22 protein-coding genes are annotated in these 20,391 nt (G+C 39.0%); 1 reads left to right on the forward strand and 21 read right to left on the reverse strand.

Features of this window, described 5'->3' with window-relative positions; all coding sequences use genetic code 11:
* Positions 1-60: 60 nt before the first annotated feature.
* Together dapB and PQ474_RS04140 are read right to left on the reverse strand one after the other, a co-directional pair.
* The gene (dapB, locus tag PQ474_RS04135) at positions 61-861 is read right to left on the reverse strand and encodes a 4-hydroxy-tetrahydrodipicolinate reductase (protein WP_273840760.1); all 801 of its coding nucleotides are present in this window, start codon (positions 859-861) and stop codon (positions 61-63) included.
* Positions 854-1,186: a nucleotide pyrophosphohydrolase gene (locus PQ474_RS04140; protein WP_273840761.1), complete on the reverse strand. Its 333-nt coding sequence runs from the start codon at positions 1,184-1,186 to the stop codon at positions 854-856. Before PQ474_RS04140 ends, dapB begins: the two co-directional genes overlap by 8 nt.
* A gap of 165 nt (positions 1,187-1,351) precedes the next feature.
* Here PQ474_RS04140 and PQ474_RS04145 point away from each other — a divergent pair, with 165 nt between their 5' ends.
* Entirely contained in the window at positions 1,352-2,224 is an 873-nt protein-coding gene (locus PQ474_RS04145; protein ID WP_273840762.1) for a YitT family protein, read from the forward strand.
* 68 nt (positions 2,225-2,292) lie between these two features.
* On the opposite strand, the gene PQ474_RS04150 is transcribed toward PQ474_RS04145, so the two are convergent.
* From PQ474_RS04150 to trpE, 19 genes are all read right to left on the reverse strand, one after another.
* Positions 2,293-2,970 carry a zinc metallopeptidase gene (locus tag PQ474_RS04150; protein WP_273840763.1) on the reverse strand — a complete coding sequence of 226 codons (678 nt, stop codon included), beginning with the start codon at positions 2,968-2,970 and terminating at the stop codon, positions 2,293-2,295.
* A gap of 117 nt (positions 2,971-3,087) precedes the next feature.
* The gene (ypjB, locus tag PQ474_RS04155; protein WP_273840764.1) at positions 3,088-3,876 is read right to left on the reverse strand and encodes a sporulation protein YpjB; all 789 of its coding nucleotides are present in this window, start codon (positions 3,874-3,876) and stop codon (positions 3,088-3,090) included.
* A 107-nt stretch (positions 3,877-3,983) separates the two neighbouring features.
* The gene (lhaT, locus tag PQ474_RS04160) at positions 3,984-4,586 is read right to left on the reverse strand and encodes a lipoprotein heptaprenylglyceryl N-acetyltransferase LhaT (protein ID WP_273840765.1); all 603 of its coding nucleotides are present in this window, start codon (positions 4,584-4,586) and stop codon (positions 3,984-3,986) included.
* A gap of 66 nt (positions 4,587-4,652) precedes the next feature.
* The gene (locus PQ474_RS04165; protein ID WP_273840766.1) at positions 4,653-5,435 is read right to left on the reverse strand and encodes a menaquinol-cytochrome c reductase cytochrome b/c subunit; all 783 of its coding nucleotides are present in this window, start codon (positions 5,433-5,435) and stop codon (positions 4,653-4,655) included.
* Positions 5,436-5,531: 96 nt separating this feature from the next.
* The gene (qcrB, locus tag PQ474_RS04170; RefSeq protein WP_273840767.1) at positions 5,532-6,203 is read right to left on the reverse strand and encodes a menaquinol-cytochrome c reductase cytochrome b subunit; all 672 of its coding nucleotides are present in this window, start codon (positions 6,201-6,203) and stop codon (positions 5,532-5,534) included.
* Between the two features lie 15 nt (positions 6,204-6,218).
* A complete protein-coding gene (locus tag PQ474_RS04175) occupies positions 6,219-6,719 on the reverse strand; it encodes a Rieske (2Fe-2S) protein (protein ID WP_273840768.1) in 501 nt (166 codons plus the stop codon).
* Positions 6,720-6,959: 240 nt separating this feature from the next.
* The gene (locus tag PQ474_RS04180) at positions 6,960-7,421 is read right to left on the reverse strand and encodes a YpiF family protein (protein ID WP_273840769.1); all 462 of its coding nucleotides are present in this window, start codon (positions 7,419-7,421) and stop codon (positions 6,960-6,962) included.
* Positions 7,422-7,549: 128 nt separating this feature from the next.
* A complete protein-coding gene (locus PQ474_RS04185) occupies positions 7,550-8,095 on the reverse strand; it encodes a ReoY family proteolytic degradation factor (protein ID WP_273840770.1) in 546 nt (181 codons plus the stop codon).
* Positions 8,096-8,199: 104 nt separating this feature from the next.
* Positions 8,200-9,453 (reverse strand): tetratricopeptide repeat protein, encoded by a 1,254-nt coding sequence (locus PQ474_RS04190; protein ID WP_273840771.1) that lies wholly within the window; start codon positions 9,451-9,453, stop codon positions 8,200-8,202.
* A gap of 123 nt (positions 9,454-9,576) precedes the next feature.
* On the reverse strand, positions 9,577-10,536 hold the full coding sequence (locus PQ474_RS04195; protein ID WP_273840772.1) for a hypothetical protein: 960 nt from the start codon (positions 10,534-10,536) through the stop codon (positions 9,577-9,579).
* 311 nt (positions 10,537-10,847) lie between these two features.
* Positions 10,848-12,140 (reverse strand): 3-phosphoshikimate 1-carboxyvinyltransferase, encoded by a 1,293-nt coding sequence (gene aroA / locus PQ474_RS04200; RefSeq protein WP_273840773.1) that lies wholly within the window; start codon positions 12,138-12,140, stop codon positions 10,848-10,850.
* Positions 12,141-12,151: 11 nt separating this feature from the next.
* Complete coding sequence (locus PQ474_RS04205) at positions 12,152-13,249, reverse strand: prephenate dehydrogenase (protein WP_273840774.1); 1,098 nt, start codon at positions 13,247-13,249, stop codon at positions 12,152-12,154.
* A 69-nt stretch (positions 13,250-13,318) separates the two neighbouring features.
* Positions 13,319-14,419, reverse strand: coding sequence for a histidinol-phosphate transaminase (gene hisC / locus PQ474_RS04210; protein WP_273840775.1), 1,101 nt, complete (start codon positions 14,417-14,419; stop codon positions 13,319-13,321).
* 41 nt (positions 14,420-14,460) lie between these two features.
* Positions 14,461-15,264 (reverse strand): tryptophan synthase subunit alpha, encoded by an 804-nt coding sequence (gene trpA / locus PQ474_RS04215; protein ID WP_273840776.1) that lies wholly within the window; start codon positions 15,262-15,264, stop codon positions 14,461-14,463.
* Positions 15,254-16,456 (reverse strand): tryptophan synthase subunit beta, encoded by a 1,203-nt coding sequence (gene trpB / locus PQ474_RS04220; RefSeq protein ID WP_273840777.1) that lies wholly within the window; start codon positions 16,454-16,456, stop codon positions 15,254-15,256. The genes trpA and trpB overlap by 11 nt, the downstream gene beginning before the upstream one ends.
* Entirely contained in the window at positions 16,453-17,091 is a 639-nt protein-coding gene (locus PQ474_RS04225; protein ID WP_273840778.1) for a phosphoribosylanthranilate isomerase, read from the reverse strand. The genes trpB and PQ474_RS04225 overlap by 4 nt, the downstream gene beginning before the upstream one ends.
* Positions 17,075-17,848 (reverse strand): indole-3-glycerol phosphate synthase TrpC, encoded by a 774-nt coding sequence (trpC, locus tag PQ474_RS04230; RefSeq protein ID WP_273840779.1) that lies wholly within the window; start codon positions 17,846-17,848, stop codon positions 17,075-17,077. Before trpC ends, PQ474_RS04225 begins: the two co-directional genes overlap by 17 nt.
* On the reverse strand, positions 17,841-18,857 hold the full coding sequence (gene trpD, locus PQ474_RS04235; RefSeq protein ID WP_273840780.1) for an anthranilate phosphoribosyltransferase: 1,017 nt from the start codon (positions 18,855-18,857) through the stop codon (positions 17,841-17,843). Before trpD ends, trpC begins: the two co-directional genes overlap by 8 nt.
* Positions 18,850-20,361: an anthranilate synthase component I gene (trpE, locus tag PQ474_RS04240; protein ID WP_273840781.1), complete on the reverse strand. Its 1,512-nt coding sequence runs from the start codon at positions 20,359-20,361 to the stop codon at positions 18,850-18,852. Before trpE ends, trpD begins: the two co-directional genes overlap by 8 nt.
* Between the last annotated feature and the right edge of the window lie 30 nt (positions 20,362-20,391).

Here is a 20,391-nt window from a genome sequence, read left to right on the forward strand (position 1 = left end):
CAAAACATAAACCTCTAATAAGTGGTGGTTTCACTAGTAACTTATAATACTCCATAGATTTTACTCAATAATATGTTCTAAACCATATACAAGCGTATCAATTTTCAACACAGATTCAACAGCTAACTTTACACCTGGCATAAACGATGTGCGATCAATCGAATCATGACGAATGGTTAACGTTTGACCTACTCCTCCAAAGATGACTTCTTGATGAGCAACAAGTCCAGGTAACCTTACACTATGTATGCGCATGCCTTCAAAATCTGCTCCACGAGCTCCCTTTAACTCTTCTTTTTCATTCGGATGCCCTTGTGCTTTCTCTGCACGTACTTCTGCAATTAATTGGGCTGTTTTAACAGCAGTTCCAGAAGGAGCATCCAACTTGCGGTCGTGATGCTGCTCAATGATCTCGACATCTGGTAAATATTTTGCAGCCATCTGCGAGAATTTCATCATTAAAATAGCACCAATAGCAAAATTCGGTGCAATGATCGCCCCTAGTTCTTTTTGTTCTGCCATGTTCCTTAATTCGGCAATATCAGCCTCTGAGAAACCCGTTGTTCCAACAACAGGTCGCACACCATTTGCAAAAGCAATCTCCATATGCTTTCGACCAAAAGCTGGAGCCGTTAAATCAATAAGTACATCCACATCAAGCTCCTCAAAACATGTCTGTATGTTTGTGTAAACTGGAACATCAATGCCGTGGAACCCTTCAATTTCGCTTAAAGACATTCCCTCATGTTTTGAATCAACAACAGCTACAAGCTCGAAGCTTTCCGTTCCCGAAACCATTTTTACTGCTTCTCTCCCCATGTTACCTCGAGGTCCGGCCACTACAATTTTCACATTATTCATTAGTTATTTCTTCTCCTTCTTTTCTTGTCCAACGATCTTTATCTCGGACTTCAAATTTATTCATCACAAGGTTAAATGCTTCTTCTAAATCTATGTTCAATGAATTGGCAAAACAGATCAAGACGAACAGAATATCACCCATTTCCTGTTCCATCGTATTTTCTTCTTCTTCAGATTTTTTAGGTTTCTCCCCGTAGAAGTGGTTAACTTCTCGAGCTAACTCGCCAACTTCTTCACTCATTCTAGCAAGCATAGCTAAGGGGTTGAAATACCCTTCTTTAAACTGACCAATATATGTATCAACTTCAGATTGCATTTGCTTCATCGACTTATCCACCTAATTCACCTCATCTTTCTACACATCCATGTTAGCGAATTGTTAACCGTTTGACAAATATTAGTTCTCATTTAATTAAGATTTGCCGTTCGACGGCTCTTTCTATATAATAGGCATGAAATTCCATTCTTATTTTATCACAAGGAGGGCTTCATGGCTTATACGGTTCGCTTAAAAAATATTCTTTTTATTTTACTTGGTTCGGCCATTTTATCCTTTGGTCTTGTTTATTTTAATATGGAAAATAATTTAGCCGATGGTGGTTTTACAGGTATCACACTTATTCTTTATTTTATCTTTCTCATCAACCCAGCTATTTCCAATCTTTTATTAAACATTCCCCTCTTTTTTATCGGTTGGAAAATTTTAGGTAAAGTTACATTTGTTTATACCATTATCGGAACGGTTGGTGTTTCAATTTTTCTGGAGATTTTCCAGCGTTTTCAGGTAATTAATATACCTCTTCATGATGACATGACACTCGCCGCTCTTTTCGCTGGTGTGTTTATCGGTGTTGGCCTAGGTATTGTTTTTAGATATGGTGGAACAACGGGCGGGGTTGATATTATAGCCAAGCTTGGCTTTAAATACTTAGGATGGAGCATGGGAAAAACGATGTTTATGTTTGATGCACTAGTCATCGCCACCTCTCTTATCTATTTAAATTACCGAGAAGCTATGTATACGCTTCTCGCTGTTTTCATAGCAGCTAAAGTCATAGATTTTATCCAACAAGGAGCGTATTCTGCAAAAGCTTCCCACATTATTTCTGATAAGGTTCCTGAAATAGCTGCAGCAATCATGAAAGAAATGGACCGTGGAGCCACCATTCTAAAAGGCAAAGGAAGCTTTACGGGTACAGAGAAAGAGATACTTTATTGTGTTGTTGGCCGAAATGAGCTCATCCGTTTAAAAACATTAGTAGAACGAATAGATCCACACGCTTTCGTTACCGTAAATGATGTCCAAGATGTAATTGGAGAAGGATTTACCTTAGATGAAAACAAAAAACCCCTAAGCCTCTAAATACCATAACTGAACTATTTCAGCCAATTAAAATACAAAAAAATCTTGGAGCCTAAGCTCCAAGATTTTTAATCATCATTATTCATTCCGATGTACATTAAGATAAAACGAACAAGTTCTAACAGAGCAACAAGTGCCCCCGCAACATACGTTAAAGCTGCTGCATTTAGGACTTTTCGAGTATCACGTTCCTCATCGTTACGAATGACACCAGATGAAACAATTTGTTCCATCGCTCGGCTAGAAGCGTTAAATTCAACTGGTAATGTAACCAATTGGAAAAGAACCGCTGCTGCCATTGCAAAAATCCCTAATAAAATAAATCCAGAAGCACCCATTAAAATACCAGCTAAAATCAAAAAGAATGAAGCATTTGATCCAAAGCTAGCAACAGGAACTAATGAGTGACGAATTCGTAAGAACGCATAGTCTTCTGAATCTTGCATCGCATGACCAACTTCGTGAGCGGCTACAGCCGCACCGGCAACCGAAGTACCATAATAGTTATCCGTAGATAAGCGAACAACTTTAGAACGAGGGTCATAATGATCCGTTAATGTACCGCGTGTTTCTTCGACTTTTACATCATACAACCCATTTTCGTCTAAGATTTTTCGCGCAACTTGTGCACCTGTAAGACCAGATGAAGCATGAACTTGAGAATACTTACGGTAAGCACCTTTCACTCTCATTTGTGCCCAAATAGGAATAATGAGAAGCAGGATAAAATAAACCAGAAAAGCCATTGAATAAACCACCTCTATGAGTATTTCTTACTACTAGTTTAAAATGAACATCAAACAAAGTCAAACAAAAACACCATTCTCACAGTAGTTTCAGGCAGTTCTCACATTTTTGTCACATTACTCCTTAACTCGCACTTTTCGTTTTTCCGCTCTGTACTTTTTCCAACCGACATAGGAAAGAGACATGGTAATCATTCCACCAATCGTAAACATAACCCACCAAAGGGAAGGATCAGCACTATCTTCCTTTATTCTTTGATAAAGATTTGTCCACTCTTTTTCCATAATTTCTAGATGAGATATCACCTTATCTTCATCTAAGCTTTCATTTCTTATTCGTTCTAGAAATGTAATTTGAGAATCCACTCTTTGTAGTTGCTGCGGTTCAATATCAATAAATAAGGCCGGTCTGATCATATCATAGTGCCGCAGAAATTCATTAAAGCGATGTTGGAATGCTTGCGTTTCACCTTCTCCGATCGTCTCCTTCATAGCCCTGATTGCATTCATAACCGATTTTTCAGTATGCAACCACAAAGGATGATGTTCACTTGATAAAGCATCAATAGCTAAGCGAAAGGCCGTTACGGTAAAGATTCGTTGATCCAAAGGCATATCTATAGCAGTTACAGCCTCAACTGCTTTTTCAAATGAGCTCGTTACCGTTCTTAAAGAACTCATCGTTATTCCTTCTTCTTGAAAATCAACTTCTAAAAAAGAAACAGAAAAATAATCCAACATTTGCTTCGCTTCTTCAAACTCCTCTTGTTTCACTAACTGAAGAATTTGGTCCGATGTGTGATTTAATTCTTTCCATGTATGTAGGGATGTGGCTTCCTCGGCATGAATACTTTGCGGAACATTGAAAAGAAATATGGCTATCAATAGTATGATTACTTGACGCATGTTTGTCCCTCCTTCTTCTATTTCCATCCTATGAGCAAATGGACAAGAGTAGACCAATAAAGAGAGACAAACTGTTAGAATTATTAAAACTAAAATAGTTAAATCCTTTACCCTTCTAGTTCAAGCACTTTTCTACCTTTACGTACACCAATCAAATAGACAATTAAAATAGAAAACAAACTTAACCAAAAAGTAAAATAACCAATAAGATTTATGTCCGGTACTAAACGGACAGATACCCATGGATGCATCATAAAAACATAATCAATGAAATCGTTATGTAATGTCCAAATGGCCGCAACAATTATATGCCAAGACTTTATCCGATAATAAGGTGCGTAAAGTATGGCCTGAAGAGCCATCCCAGCATGAGAGATGATTAGCATATAATTAGTCCAATGTAGTGTATCGCCCGCCACACCTCCAGCGATATTCATGACAACGGCCCATATTCCATATTTGATCAACGTAACAGCCGCTAGAGCTTCCATCAAAGGCCAGTTTCGCCTTATAAGAAAAGCCACTAACACGAACACAAAAAACAAACTTGCCGTTGGGCTATCTGGTACAAAAAGCAAAAAATGAGTAGGTGTTTGTGCTAGCTGACTTCCATACCAGTCATATCCAAAGATGGTGCCCGGAATATTTATCAGTAGCAATAATACAATTATCCATTTCTGACCAAACAATCGGAGTAAATTTGTAATCATCTACATTCCTACCTCTAATCTAATTTTGATATGAAAAAAGCTGACTGAAACAGTCAGCTTTTTCTCTTATTCATCTTCAGGGTTACCATGTGCTGCAATGTATTCAGCAAGAATTTCAAGCTCTTCATCTGAACCACCGAACAATCCAGCAGGCATCGCACCTTGACCATTAACAATTACATTCATTACTTCTTCTGGAGTTTTCTCAGTGTCTAGTAATGACGGGCCTCCAGCTCCTCCAGCCATAGTATCTCCATGACAGCCAATACATGAAGCTTGAGCTGAATAGATTGCATACCCTTCTGCGTCCGTATTAATATCAGCTTCTTCTACAATTGCACCTTGTTGAGCTGCTGCTTCCCAATCGTGTTGGTCAACAGACTCCCAAGTCAAGTAGAATACGGAAATAAATCCAAGTAACATCATGCTAGTAGCAATCGGACGTCTAAATGGGCGACGCTCTTTACCTGTATCTAACCAAGGTGCAAGAAGTAGCGCACCAAAAGCAAGACCCGGCATTACGATTGTTCCGATAACGTTATAATCACCAGAAGCATAAGTGTATTTTAAAAGTTGATACAAAAATAAGAAGTACCAGTCTGGCAATGGAATATATCCAGCGTCAGTAGGGTCAGCCATACGCTCAAGCGGCGCTGGATGAGCAACCGTGATGAGTAGATAACCCATTAAGAATACCGCACCAACCATCCACTCTTTCAAGAGGAAGTTCGGCCAGAACGCTTCTGTTTTACCTGGATACTCCGAGTAGTCCTTTGGAATATTGGGTTTGCGATTGTTTGCCTTGACACGAGAGTCACCGACAAACTTCATCCCTTTACCACGTTCCATCTCGTTCCCTCCTTTTTCATTTGTTTGCAAGTATGTACAAAAGAGTTGAAATGATAATACAAATCTAAGCTCTTTTGACAACCATTAAAGATTTTTTTATAACGGTCCAGAAATACCTTGTTTACGGATCATGTAGAAGTGAGCCGCCAGCAAACCAAGTAATGCAGCTGGTAAGAAGAAGACATGGATCGCAAAGAATCTAGCTAATGTTGCAGCACCGATTACTTCCCCACCGGCAAGCAACGTCTTTGTGAATCCACCAACAATCGGTACACTTTCAGCAATCTGAAGAACAACCGCTGTTGCAAAGTATGCCTTCATATCCCAAGGTAATAAATAACCCGTTACCCCTAATGCAAGCATAACAAAGAAAATAAGGACACCAACTACCCAGTTTAATTCACGAGGCTTTTTGTACGATCCTGTAAAGAAAACACGTAATGTGTGTAAAAACATCATAACAATAACCAAACTTGCGCCCCAGTGGTGCATTCCTCGAACGATTACACCGAAAGCGACTTCATTTTGTAAGTATGCTACTGATTGATAAGCGTTGACAATATCTGGTACATAATACATCGTTAAAAACATTCCAGATAAGATCTGAATAACTGTAATGAAGAAAGTTAATCCCCCGAAACAGTAAACGAATGCAGAGAAGTGGTGAGCAGGGTTAACATGCTCAGGTACTTCGTGGTCAGCAATATCGCGCCACATAGGCGTAATATCAAGACGCTCATCAACGTAGTCGTAAATTTTTTGAAGCATCGATTACGCCCCTCCTTATGTTCGCTGATTAATTTGACCTAAGTAAACTTTTCCATCTTCCACTACAACATCATAAACGTCTAGTGGACGTTGTGGAGGTGTACCTGGAATGTTAATACCTTCTTTGTCAAACATTCCAAAATGACATGGACAGAAGAATCGATCTGGATGATCATCTTGTGTACCATACGCTACCGTACAACCCAAGTGTGTACATGTTGGTGATAATGCAGTTACTGTATTATCACGAATGTAAATGTACGCTTCTCGAGTTACTTCTGATTCGTACCATGCATCAACTTGTTCAAATGAAAATCTGAACTTTTGTGGTTCTTCCGTTAATTCTGCCACTTCACATACATATTTGAGGTCTGATTCCGCACCAGCCTTTAGAGCAGGGTCTAGCGCAAATCTAGCCATCGGCATTAACATACCCGCAGCCATAAAGCCACCAACACCTGTAAGTGTGTACGTTAAAAATTGTCTTCGTGACACTCTGTGGTCTCTTTCACTCACTCGTTTTCCCCCCTTACGCCATCAGGTAGGCCCAAAAATGGGCATAATTTAACACATATTATACTAGGACATACCCATGATAATATAATGCGACTCAATAATCAACATTTTCCGCAATTTGGCACAAAATCGGCATAATTAATGTGATGAATCTCATTGACCTTTGCACTTGTAGCCCATACAATATCAAACAAAATGCCATTTTTCAAAAATAACTGATTCTCAAAAAGAGAAAAACCATTACTTGGATTGCCACTTATTTGTCATAATAGGCATGATTTGCTTAATTTGGTCTGTTATGACATCTTGCTTATAATTCGCTTCCATATGTTCGAGTGGTATCGTCGGCAACCAAAGTAACATCCCATCTAAATCGCTCTCTATGCTTTTCCACTCACTATCTGATGTTAAATAGATAATGTGTTTAACTCCACCAGCTTTTAGTTCATTTTCCCAATTACGAATTCGTTCAATACGTGGAACCTTACCTTCACTTTTGATGTAAGAAAATGCTGGAAACTGAACGACTCTGCCATGAAATTGCTTTTCAACCTCGGTTGCAATAATGGAAATAAATTCTCCCATAGCAACGGTCTGTTTAATTTCTTTTTCCCACGAAATCGGTATTAGTGTAATGATCGCCGTATCAACATATTCCCTCGCTCGTAGATATGTATCCATCTCAGTAGCTTGCCATTTCATTTATGTACACCTCTTCTAAATAACAGTCGCTTTTTATTTTAACGGTTAATCTCTCAACACACAAATAAAAAAGGATGATTCATGTAGTCTTTTTGCATAAGCTACCGAATCAACCCTTTAATATTTATTTACATCTCATCTAATTGCTGCAATTGTTGAACTAACCGTTTAAATGCAAACTCATCTTGTTGATCAAGGGCGTTATCAATTTGCGATAACAGTTGTTCTTTCCTGAACTTACGTATTGAACGATCTAGCAAAAGTTCCGCTTCCTTCTGGAAGGCAACCGTCAGCTCAATATTCTCAGGAATATGTGGATTGTCTTCTAAGACGACTAAATAAGGTGGATAATGTTTTGCACCATTAAAATGCAGTTCAATATAAATTTCTTCGTTTTGATTCAAGCGAATATCATGAAATGCTTTTTCAGCATCAGTCGTTATATGCTTTTCTTTATGGAAAGAAAACGGTATAGTATCGACCCCTTTTGCTGATATAATTAATGCTTTAGGAGTATGCGCTGCCTGTTCAACAAAATGAACTCTTTCCATCAATTCATCATCACTCATCAAATAATTTAACAACCAAGCGCACTCACGACGTTTCAACTCAAACTGTTGCAAGAAACTTTTAAGAAATTCTTTTTTGTCCACAACTGGAATGATGTTGCCCACGCTTCACCCCTCCTTAAGATCTTCTCATTTCATAGGTATTCATGAAGAAGTTTGTATGATGATATATTCGCTAAATATTAATGAATTCCTTTTTAAAACAAAATTTAATCGAGACTTTCAAGTAACTCAATTATATCGGCATTCTCAGGTTCGAAGATTAAATATTGTTGCAATTTCTTTTTTGCTTCTGCTCTCATCCCATATTCCAATAAGAAATAACCAAACTCTTCCAAGAAATCAATATCTTCTTTAAAATGAGCTTCAATTTCTACATAACGCTTGTAAGCATCCTCAAATTCATCTAATTCTTTTAACGCGGTTGCCTCATACCATGTAAAGAGAGTATCTTCTTCACCATACTCTTTCATATGCGTCATTAAATCGAGTAATTCATCAAATAAGTTATTATGTTTAAAATAAGCAGCCAAAGTTTGTACGGCATCAATGTTCGAAGGATTTATAGCGATTACCTTTCGTAAAAACTGCTCTCCTTCTTCTGGTTGTTGACGCTTAAAACTCAACTTCCCTGCATGTACATATAGCTGTTCATTAAACTCATCTACCTTAATGCCATTTTTCAGAGTCTCTAGGGCATCATCTAACCTTCCCTCAGCCTCATAAGCCTTTGCTAAATAAGGGTAGAGACTGGAATAATCCGGGTCTAATGCGAGTAAAGACTCTAACTGTTCAATTGCCAAAATCATATCCCCTACTTGATAGGCAGTAAATCCATAACCAAAAAGAGCATTTGGTTCTAAATGGTTTTTTAAGCCTTCTTTGTAGTACGTAAGTGCATCTTCAAATTGACCACTAGCACTATAAGCTTCTGCTAATAATAACTCTACGTGAACGTTCGGAATCGGTTCACTTCCATGGACAGCTTTTTTAAAATATGGGATACTTTTTATGTAATCTCCACGCTCTAAATAAAATTCCCCAAGCCCATATGAAATAATCGTTTCCTCTGGAGCTTTTTGGGCTGCTAATAGTAATTTTTGTTCCGCCACTTCGTCTAGGGACTGCATTTGATACAAGTCAGCAAGTAACAATTGCGCTTGTAAAAAAGCAGGATCATCCTCTTTAATTTCAAGGAGCAACTCTATCGCTTCATCTTCTTGATCCATATCAATCAGTAATTCTGCTGCTAAAGCATATAAAGTCCCTTCATCTGGATACAACATTAATAGCTCATCAATGATCTTTTTTGCTTTCTCTATATGTCCTAAGCTATGGTAGATCTCAGCAATATCATATTTCATTTGGTGATCTGCTTGTTTTTCAATTCTTGCAAGTTCACTAAGACCTTCGTTCACACTACCATTCTCAATATCCTGTATTGCTTTTTCAATCACGTTCATGATTAATTCCTCCAATGTTTAAATACCATGAATCACACTTCGACACTCAAACACAGGAACCCTTCGATAAAGAAAGAAAACCACCATTCCATTGAATGACGGTTTGAATGTCCAAGCATAAAATCAACCGCCGCTAGACTGTTGATGTAGTTGGTCCGTACTCGAAGCCTCTGATAAAGACATAAATCGCCCTGGTCTAACCACTTCAACTAATCGTCCAAAACCAGGCCTGAGTGAAAATGTATCATTCGATTTAACAATTTCCCCTTTTACAATGACAATAACCGGTTCTTTCTCATGATAAACATTCTGATCAACTCGTGCAACTTTTTGATCTACGGAATAATGACTTTTACTACTTTCTTCATGGAAAAGTAAATAATCTGCATCACTGCCATTCAACAAAATTCCTTTTTGTGGGAATAACCCAACTTTTTGCAATAATGGTTTAGACCAGTTTTTTAGTGGTTGAAGCGAGGGAGCTGTATGGATTTGAAAGTTTGCACAATGCAATTCCCACTCTTTCAATAGAACACTTTTTAACTTCGTAGACGACGTCTCTATCTCTGGTACAAGTACGATTGGATATGTTAACAGCGTTTGTGATAAATGCGTCCAAGGTAGCTTTTTTATGTCATTAAATGATTTAAGGGTAATACGTAAAAAAGGAATACGTAAATTTTGACATAAACGTAAAGCAGAAGTTCGTAATAAACAAACAGGAATTGTAAGTCCTACTACATAATCTAAGGTACTACTCGCTAGCGCATGTTTCGCACGTTTAAATTCAGCCTCGATCTGCCTCTCATATTCAACTAAGGGCGCAACCGCAACCGTCGTAAACCCGTTTTTGATTAATTCCTTCTGCCGAGTTTGAAATTCATGAAAACTTTCACAACCTAGAATTTGATCATCAAAAGTGATTCTTCCATTTGTCATAAGTATGCCCTTCATTGAAACGCGGCTTTTATTCCATTTATCAAAAGTAGTAGTTACATATTGGATTTGACCATCTTTAATCAAATAGGAACGTAGCGTATTTACTTCTTCGTCTATTTTCATCGCTTTGTCTAATAAGTACATCTATATTCCTCCTACAACTTGATATAGACAAGCTATGAAGAAAATGTGCAAAACAGAACTGCACAAAGTAAAAATAATTTTCGATTCAGAATTTTATCATTATTGTATTGACTTATTTTGAGATCTAGCTATAATAAAGATTAAGCGTATGGTTTCTCTCCACTCCTATCCATACAAATTTTTAGCTTTTGCTAAACTCCTTATTGAAAACGCTTACGTTCTCAATAAGGAGCTTTTTTTATGATTATACATATTCTCCTTTAGCCAAAAAAGGACTTAAATCAAAGTTATGATCTAAGTCCTCTTTCTCATTATTTGCTTTGTAACGTCTCAATGTGATTAAAAAAACTCGGGTAAGAAACAGCTATGGCTTCGCTACGCTCAATCTTCACTTCTTCACTAGCAATAAGGCCTGCTATAGCCATCGCCATACCGATGCGATGGTCTCCATAACTACTTACTGTCGCGCCATTTAATGACGAACGACCTTCAATAACCATTCCATCTTCTGTCGCTTCAATATTTGCACCTAGTTTCTTCAGTTCGCTAACAACTGTATCAATACGGTTCGTTTCTTTTACTTTCAATTCCTCTGCATCGCGAATAATCGTTCTTCCTTTTGCTTGCGAAGCAAGAACAGCAATAACAGGAATCTCATCAATTAACCTTGGAATTAGGTCTCCACCAATTTCTATTCCCGTTAAGTCTGAAGTAGAAATAGTAATATCAGCAATTGGTTCCCCACCAGCCATCCGTTCATTTTGAATAGACAGATTTGCGCCCATTTGCTGTAATACATCGATAATCCCTGACCTCGTAGGATTCATCCCCACGTTTGTTAACGTAATCTCACTGTTTGGAACAATCGCCCCAGCAACTAGGAAAAAGGCTGCTGAAGAAATGTCTCCCGGCACGACAATATGTTGTGCCTTCAGTGTTTGACCACCCTCCACTGAAACCGTTAACCCATCACGTTTCACTTCCACTCCATATGCTTCGAGCATTCGTTCTGTATGATCTCGAGACAGGGCTGGTTCACTCACAGACGTTGTGCCTTCACTTTGTAACCCAGCCAACAAAATGGCGGATTTCACTTGTGCACTTGCTACTTTTGATTGAAAAGCGATCCCTTTTGTTGCTCCTCCACGAATCGAAAGCGGCGTGAAATTCCCATGATCACGACCATCAATTGTTGATCCCATACTACGTAAAGGTTCCGTCACACGTGCCATTGGACGCTTAGCAATCGAATCATCACCAATTACAACGGAGTGAAATGGTCGAGTTGCTAATATACCTAGCATTAAACGAGTTGTCGTTCCTGAGTTGCCAACATCAAGAATGTCTGTTGGTTCCTTTAATCCATCCCACCCTTTTCCTTCAATCGTTACTTTTTCTCCCTCTTGCTCAATGGTTACACCTAATTTTCTAAAACAAGCAATAGTACTTAAGCAATCTTCTCCTGGTAAAAATCCTTCAACTGTCGTTGTTCCGTTTGCAATCGCACCAAACATAACTGCACGATGCGAAATTGACTTATCTCCAGGGATTTGTACCGAACCCTTTAGACCTACTTGGATATGGTTAACAATAGCAGTACTCATCTTTTTCCTCCTCATAAAATATACGTATCGTACATTTCTTGTTGTAAATGAATTTGGGCTCGTTCACGGTCTTCTTCAGAACGAAAACTCAATCGAAGAACCCCCATAATATCTTCTCTTGTTTCTAAAATACGAATATTCGTCAAACTAATTTGGTGTTGAGCAAGAATTCCCGTCACATCCGAAATAACACCTGGGTGATCTGGAACATCAACAAACAAATCGTAAAAAGAAGGAATAGCCCCTTTTTTCCTAACAGGAAGCCCATCCCGAAAATCTTTTGCGTCTTGGAAATACGTATGTATTGCTGAGGCATTTTCCTCTTCGATTAGTGTTTTGATTTGATCCATTTCACTCGTCCAAGATTCAAGCAACTGTAATAAACTCTCTTTATTATGTAAAAGGATATCCCTCCACATCGTAGGACTCGCTGAGGCGATCCGAGTAATATCACGAAACCCTCCTGCAGCTAATCTTGAAACAAGGGGGTCTTCTCCTTCTATTTTGGCAATCTGATGCACAAGACTAGCGGCAATTACATGTGGAAAATGACTAATGGCACCTGCTAATCGGTCATGTTGGGTTGGAGTTAGCTCAATAAAGGTTGCTTTTGTCCCCTTCAACCAATTTTGTAGTTGAATGATTAACCGCAAATCGGTTCCTTTAGCGGGCGTTAAAATATAAAAGGCATTCTCAAACAGATGAGCTCTAGCTGCCTCTACTCCTGTTTTATGCGACCCTGCCATAGGGTGACCTCCAATAAAAGTCACTCCTTTTTCCTTTAAACAAACAGCTTTGTCGACAATACGACGCTTTGTACTACCAACGTCAGTAACGATCGCTCCCGCCTTCAAACTATAATTGGTCAAGTCTTGAATAAATTGCTCTGTTTTACTAACAGGAGTTGCAAATATAATCAAATCTGCGTCCTTAACCCCTTCTTCAACCGTGGAAGCAACTTCATCAATAATTTGTAAAGATGAGGCCACTTTCAACTGCTCTTCTGAAATATCAAAGCCACGGATATGGACATCGTGCTCTCTTCGAATAGAAAGAGCAATCGAACCACCTATTAACCCGAGGCCAACAATAAACACCGTCCGCTTCATGTTAAGCTCCCTTCAGCTCTTAAGAAAAAACGCCCTTCAGCTTTATGAAAGACGATTTTTCATCCATACTTATTGTTCGACCGTTTTTGAAACGAGCATCTCTTCTAAAACAGCAAACAATTCTTCATTTTGCTCTTTTGTACCAACCGTTATTCTTACACAAGTAGGAAAGCCCAATGCTTGTCCTGATCTAACGATAAATCCTTTTCTAAGCAAATAATCAAACACCTCATCGCCAGGACAATTAAAGTCAATTAAAATGAAATTCGTCTGTGAAGGGTAAAAAATTAAATGGTGTTTATGACAAAAATCCTCAAATTGCTTTAGAAATTTCGAATTTTTCTCCACACAATGATCAATAAATTGGTCATCTTCTAGGGCAGCTACTGCTGCAGCATGAGCAAATAACGTATTATTAAATGGCGGTCTAACAGGATCAATCGTAGAAATTAGTTTAGGATTGGCTACACCATATCCAATTCTGAGAGCGGCTAAACCATACGCTTTAGAGAAAGTCCGCAAAACAATTAAGTTTTCAAATTTCTCAAGCAACGGCAAGGTTTCTGGATAATCTTCAGCCGTTACATACTCGTAATATGCTTCATCAGATACAACAAGAACATGTGCAGGAACATGTTCTAAAAAGCGACTAAATGCTTTATCGTTCACATATGTACCCGAAGGATTATTAGGATTACACACCCATACAATTCTAGTATTTTCGTCTATCGCCTCTAACATAGCATCTAAATCATGGACACCGTTGACACAAGGAACTTCTCGTAATTCTGCCCCTTCAATAGCCGCATTTAATTTATACTGTGAAAAAGTAGGGTCTGCTGTTACCGTGTTTGTATTTGGGGAAAGAAAGGCACGGCATAGAAATTGAATAACTTCATCAGAACCATTTCCAAACACAAGTTGATTTTCTGACACGCCTAATTTAGTAGCAACCTTTTCACGAATAGTAGCAGCATAGCCATCTGGATAGATAGCTGTCTGGGAAGCAATTGCTTGAATTGCTTCTACTGCCTTTGGTGAGGAACCGTATGGATTCTCATTAGAAGCTAGTTTCGTGACTTTAGTTAGACCTAACTCCTTTTTCACTTCTTCAATTGGCTTACCTGGTTTATAAGAAGGCAAACCATTTAATTGTGGTTTTGCTTGCATAAAATTCACCTCATCTTATCTATTTAGTCTACTGTATAATGTTACGATGAAATAAGGGATGAGACAAACCTTTTTATTTCTTCGAGAGCATCTGGACGAGTTTCTTTGTTTGTAAGCTCCTGCTCTCGTGCTCCAATTTCTGTAACAAGTGCACTTCCTACAACTACACCATCAGCGTGCTCTCTCATCACCTTTACTTGCTCGGCAGTAGAAATCCCAAATCCGACTGCAGTAGGGATATGACTTGCTTCACGAACGGTTTTAAGAAAATCATAAACTCTTGGATCCAACTCATTACGAGCTCCTGTTACTCCAAGTGAGGATACACAGTATAAGAAGCCTTTCGAACGTTCGGCAATCTTAATCATCCTTTGTTTCGAAGTGGGAGCTACTAATGAAATGAAAGAGAGATCCTTCTTTTCACAGAGGATTGCTAAAGAATCACTTTCTTCAAATGGCAAATCAGGGACAAGTAAGCCATCAATTCCAAGCTTAGCTGCTTGTTCTGCAAAACGTTCTTCCCCGTATTGTAACAATGGATTAAAGTAAGTAAAAATAATAACAGGAATGGTTAAGCCACGCTCTCTCATTTCTGGTACCAATTTCAATGCTTTTTCTAATGACATACCACCTCGTAGCGCTCGTTTAGATGCTGCTTGAATGGTTGGCCCATCAGCAAGAGGATCGGAGTACGGAATGCCTAATTCTAAAATAGAGGCGCCAGCTTCTTCTAAACATAAAGCAAGATCAATCGTTGCTTCAGCCGTTGGGTCCCCTGCTGTAATAAAAGGAATGAACAAAGGTGTATCAGACTGTGTCGCTAACTCCATACGTTTATTCGCCATTTGATTCACCTCGGAAATGTTTCATTAATGTATGAACATCTTTATCTCCTCTACCAGATAAACAAACAAGGATTGTATCATTTGGTGTTAACTTTTTCGCCCGTTCTACTGCCTTCGCTAACGCATGAGCAGATTCAACCGCCGGGATAATACCTTCCTTTTCTGATAGGAGTTTTAATGCATCTAAAGCTTGTTGATCCGTAACGGCTTCGTATGAAACACGACCATTACTCGCTAAAAAGGCGTGCTCAGGACCAACTCCCGGATAATCCAAACCGGCAGAAATGGAATAAGGTTCTGTTATTTGTCCAGCTTCATCTTGTAATAAATAGGTTAGAGAGCCGTGAATAACTCCTTTTCGTCCGTGTGTAATGGTTGCTGCATGTTTGTCCGTATGAACACCAAGTCCTGCAGCTTCAACACCTATTAACTTAACCTCATCCTCTAGGAAAGGGTAAAACATGCCAATCGCATTACTGCCTCCACCGACGCAAGCAATAATCTCACTTGGAAGAGACTCCTCTCTCTCTAAAAATTGCTTTTTCGATTCATCTCCAATGATTCGTTGGAAATCACGGACCATCTTTGGATAAGGATGCGGTCCGACAACAGAACCAATTAAATAAAAAGTATCCTCTGCATTAGCCACCCAGTAACGAATGGCTTCATTCGTTGCGTCCTTTAATGTTTTACTACCAGAAGTGGCAGGAATCACCTCTGCCCCTAGTAGTTGCATTCTAAACACATTAAGTGCCTGACGCTCCATGTCTTCTTCACCCATGAATACTTTACACTCAAGACCAAATCTAGCAGCGATCGTAGCCGAAGCTACTCCGTGCTGACCGGCTCCTGTTTCCGCGACAATTTTAGTTTTTCCCATCTTTTTAGCAAGGAGCGCTTGACCCATCGCATTATTAAGCTTATGGGCACCCGTATGAAGTAAATCTTCCCGCTTCAAGTAAATTTTAGCGCCACCTATCGTTTCTGTTAAATTTTGAGCGAACGATAACGCCGTTGGCCTACCTGCATATTCTCTTAGATGCTCTAAGTACTCCATTTTAAACGACTCATTGGCCATCGCATCGTCTAAAGCTGCTTCTAATTCTTCAATTACACTCATTAAGGTCTCAGGGACATACTTCCCACCAAATTCACCAAAACGTCCACGCTTATCTGGATGTACGTCTGTCATACTCGATTCATCCTTTCCTCAAGCTGCTTGATTAGCTTGTTACACTTGTTACCATTTTCCTCAATCCCGCTAGAAACATCAATTCCATCAGGCTCATAACTAAGAACCTGATCAATATTTTCTGGTCTAATCCCTCCAGCTATAAAGACAGGGACTCCTTGCGTTCTTCCTTCTTGCAGATAAGCCGGAATATATGTCCAGTCAAAAGAAACACCCGTGCCGCCCCACTGATTCCCTACCTTACAATCAACGATATACCCATCAACACTTCCATGGTACGTTCTCATCACTTGTAAAGCTTCACTATTATGATGAATAGCCTTCCAAACAGGTAAACAGGTAACTTGTTTGATTTTAGCTATTTCTTTTGCTGTTTCACTTCCATGACACTGAATAATATCAATAGGCAAGTCTAAAATAAGAGATTGTATAGTATTTGCCGTCTCATTCACAAATAATGCAACAAGCTTTTTCTCTTTTAATTCTCGATTTAATAACCACGTTTTTAATTGTTCTCGCGTCACTTGTCTCTTACTTTCTGCGAACACAAAGCCAACATAATCTGCTGAACTCGCTAAAGATAGGTTTGTATCATCAATTGAATGATTCCCACACAATTTAAGAAGAGGCTGCAATGGTTTCTCCTCCAAATAAGTGAGAAATACCAGCTACAGGTGTCTCAGCGCGCATGAGAGATTCTCCTACAAGGACTCCAGCTGCGCCAACTTTCCCAACTCGTTCAAGATCTTGTTTACTATGGATCCCACTCTCACTTACAAATAAACTTCCGTCCGGTATTAAATCTGACATTTCTTCAGTTTGAGTTAAAGAAGTTTCAAATGTTTTTAGGTTACGATTGTTTACACCAATAATCTTAGGGCTAAATGATGCCAAAAGCTCTTCTAACTCGCTCTTAGCATGAACTTCAACTAAGCATTCAAGTCCTTGACTATATGCATACTCATAGAGCTCCTTTAGCTCAAGGATCGGTACGGTTCCAACGATTAGTAGCATTGCATCCGCACCAATCCTTACCGTTTCATCCACTTGCTTTTTATCTATGATAAAATCTTTCCTCATAACAGGAAGACTTACGACCTGCTTAATAGCCGTTAAATAATCACAATGCCCTTGAAAGTACTTAACATCTGTTAAGACAGAAATCGCATCTGCACCACCTTCTTTATATCCTTTTGCAATAGCTACCGGTTCAAACTGTTCTTTGATCACTCCTTTAGAAGGAGATGCCTTTTTCACTTCAGCAATTAATCCAATTGAACGATTCGGTGAGCGTAAAGCTTCGTAAAGAGAGTGATGAGGTACATCTACTTGCTCCGGTAACTCCAATGCTGCAATTTCCATTTTTTTAGTTTCAAGTATTTTCTCAAGCATGTTGCTGTTCCTCCTGCAATGTTTGATAATGACGATTTACGACTCCAGTTTGAATAGCTTCTTTAACCAACTCAACACCTTCACTTATCGAAGCTATCCTCTTGGCCGCATAAAGAGCCGCAGCCGAATTAAGAACAACAATACCTGTAGCCGAATCATTTGCTTCCCCTTTTAGGACAGCTTTAATGAGTTGCGCACTTTCAGCTGGCGTATTGACTTGGATCTCTTCAAGAAGTCCTCGTTTTAAGCCAACTTCTTCCGGAGAAAGGGTATAAATGCTTTGCTTTGTTCCATTAACCTCTACTATTTGTGATTCAGTTGTAATCGATAATTCATCAAGGCCCTCACCACCTGTGACAAATAACGCTCTCGTTGTTCCTAATCGCGCGATGGTCTCTGCCATGTTAATGGCAAACTCTTTGTCATAAACACCGATTAATTGATGTTTCGCATTAGCTGGATTCGTTAGCGGTCCAAGCAAATTAAATATCGTTCGAAACCCGATTTCTTTCCGTGGGATCACCGCATGCTTCATCGATTCATGATATAAAGGTGCGAAAAGAAAACAAAGATTAGTGTCTAGTAAGGACTGTCTTGCTTCTTCTTTTGTATGTTGTGTTGGAATCCGAAGCTCTTCTAAAACATCAGCACTTCCACTTTTAGAAGAAACAGCTCGATTACCGTGCTTGGCAACAGGAACACCCATTGCAGCGAGAACAATCGCACATGTCGTTGAAACATTAAATGTGCTTAAATCATCCCCCCCTGTTCCACATGTATCAACTATAGAAAGGTCATCTGCTAGAATTTTAAGTGAATGTGATCGCATCGATCGAGCAAATCCTGTCATCTCATCTACAGTTTCCCCTCGAAAACGCATGAGTGTAAGTAGGCTTGCAATTTGACTAGGAGTCGCGTATCCATTCATGATTTCATCCATCACATCTTGTGCTTCTTTTTCTGTCATCAAATGACCATCTAGACATTTTTTTAGAATGGACTTAAACATATTGTGAGACCTCCTTATTACCAAACATTTTCTCAGCTAGTTGTACTGCTCGGATCAAAGCCTTCGCTTTATTTTGAGTTTCCTCAAATTCATTCTCCGCAATTGAATCAGCTACAATTCCTGCACCCGCTTGGATATGAGCTTTCCCATCTTGTATTACCATTGTTCGTATCGCAATGCAAGAATCAATATTTCCATCAAACCCTAGATATCCAATTGCTCCTGCATACACACCTCTTTTGGTTGGTTCAAGCTCTTGCAAAATCTCCATCGCTCGTATCTTTGGCGCCCCTGATACTGTACCTGCAGGAAAGGATGCCATCAATGCTTCTAGAGGCTTTGTCCCTTCTCTAAGGCGTCCTGTTACTTTGGAAATAATGTGCATGACATGTGAGAATCTACCGACCTCAAGCAAAGTTGGAGTTTCAACAGAACCGTATTCAGCAATCCTACCAACATCATTACGAGCTAAGTCTACTAACATATAGTGTTCGGCTCTTTCCTTTTCATCTGCCAAGAGTTCTTCTTCTAGCAATTTATCTTCTTTTTCATCCTTACCACGTTTTCTTGTTCCAGCAATCGGATGAATCTCAACATGTCCGTCTTGTACTTGAACAAGGCGTTCAGGCGAGCTTCCGACAATCTCCATCTCATCAAATTTCAAATAAAATAAATATGGTGACGGATTTACCATCCGAAGAACACGATATACATCAAGAGCTGAAGCTGATATGTCCATTTCAAACCTTTGTGAAAGAACCGTTTGAAAAACATCACCTGCTTTAATGTATTCTTTTATTTTTTCTACATCTGTTAGAAAATCTTTTTTCTCGTAATTAGACGTTACTCGTTCAAAGGAAACATCCACATCAATTTTTGGAACATTCTTTAACATAAGTCCATTACTTGGTTGTTCTAATATAGAGGAAATCCTTTTAATTTCAGCTCTAGCATTATGGTACGTATTGACTAGTGATTCGTCCTTATTTGGTCTAGCGTGAACCAAAATAGAAAGCTCTTTATTTATATGATCATAAGCAATTAATGTTTGGCAAAAAAGAAATTGATAATGAGGCAAACGCTCCTTCGTTTCACTTTGTAGAGACGGCTCAATGGTTTCGATGGCATCATAGCTCATGTATCCTACTGCTCCACCTTGAAATGGAATAGGGATGTCAATCGGTTGAACATTCAAAAACGCCATTGTCTCATCAAATGCCTTTTGAAACGTGTTTGCTTCATTGACCACATCACGATTTTTGGAGTAAGTTCGATAGACTTGATTTTCTTCAAGTAGCTCAAACATTGGATTTAAACCGATAAAGGAATATCTAGACCACGGTGACTGTTCATCCTTACTTTCTAGTAAAAATGAAACCTGGTCTGACAATTGATGGACAATTTGAACTGGCGTTAAACCATCAGCAAAAAAACGTTGGTAAACCGGAATGGTGTGGTAGGTTTCAGCGGTCTTTTCAAATTCTAAAAATGTTGGGGTTATCATTTACAATCACTCCTTATTTGGGAATGAATG

It is taken from the genome of Halalkalibacter alkalisediminis (assembly GCF_028610705.1).
GTDB classification, from domain to species: domain Bacteria; phylum Bacillota; class Bacilli; order Bacillales; family Bacillaceae_D; genus Halalkalibacter; species Halalkalibacter alkalisediminis.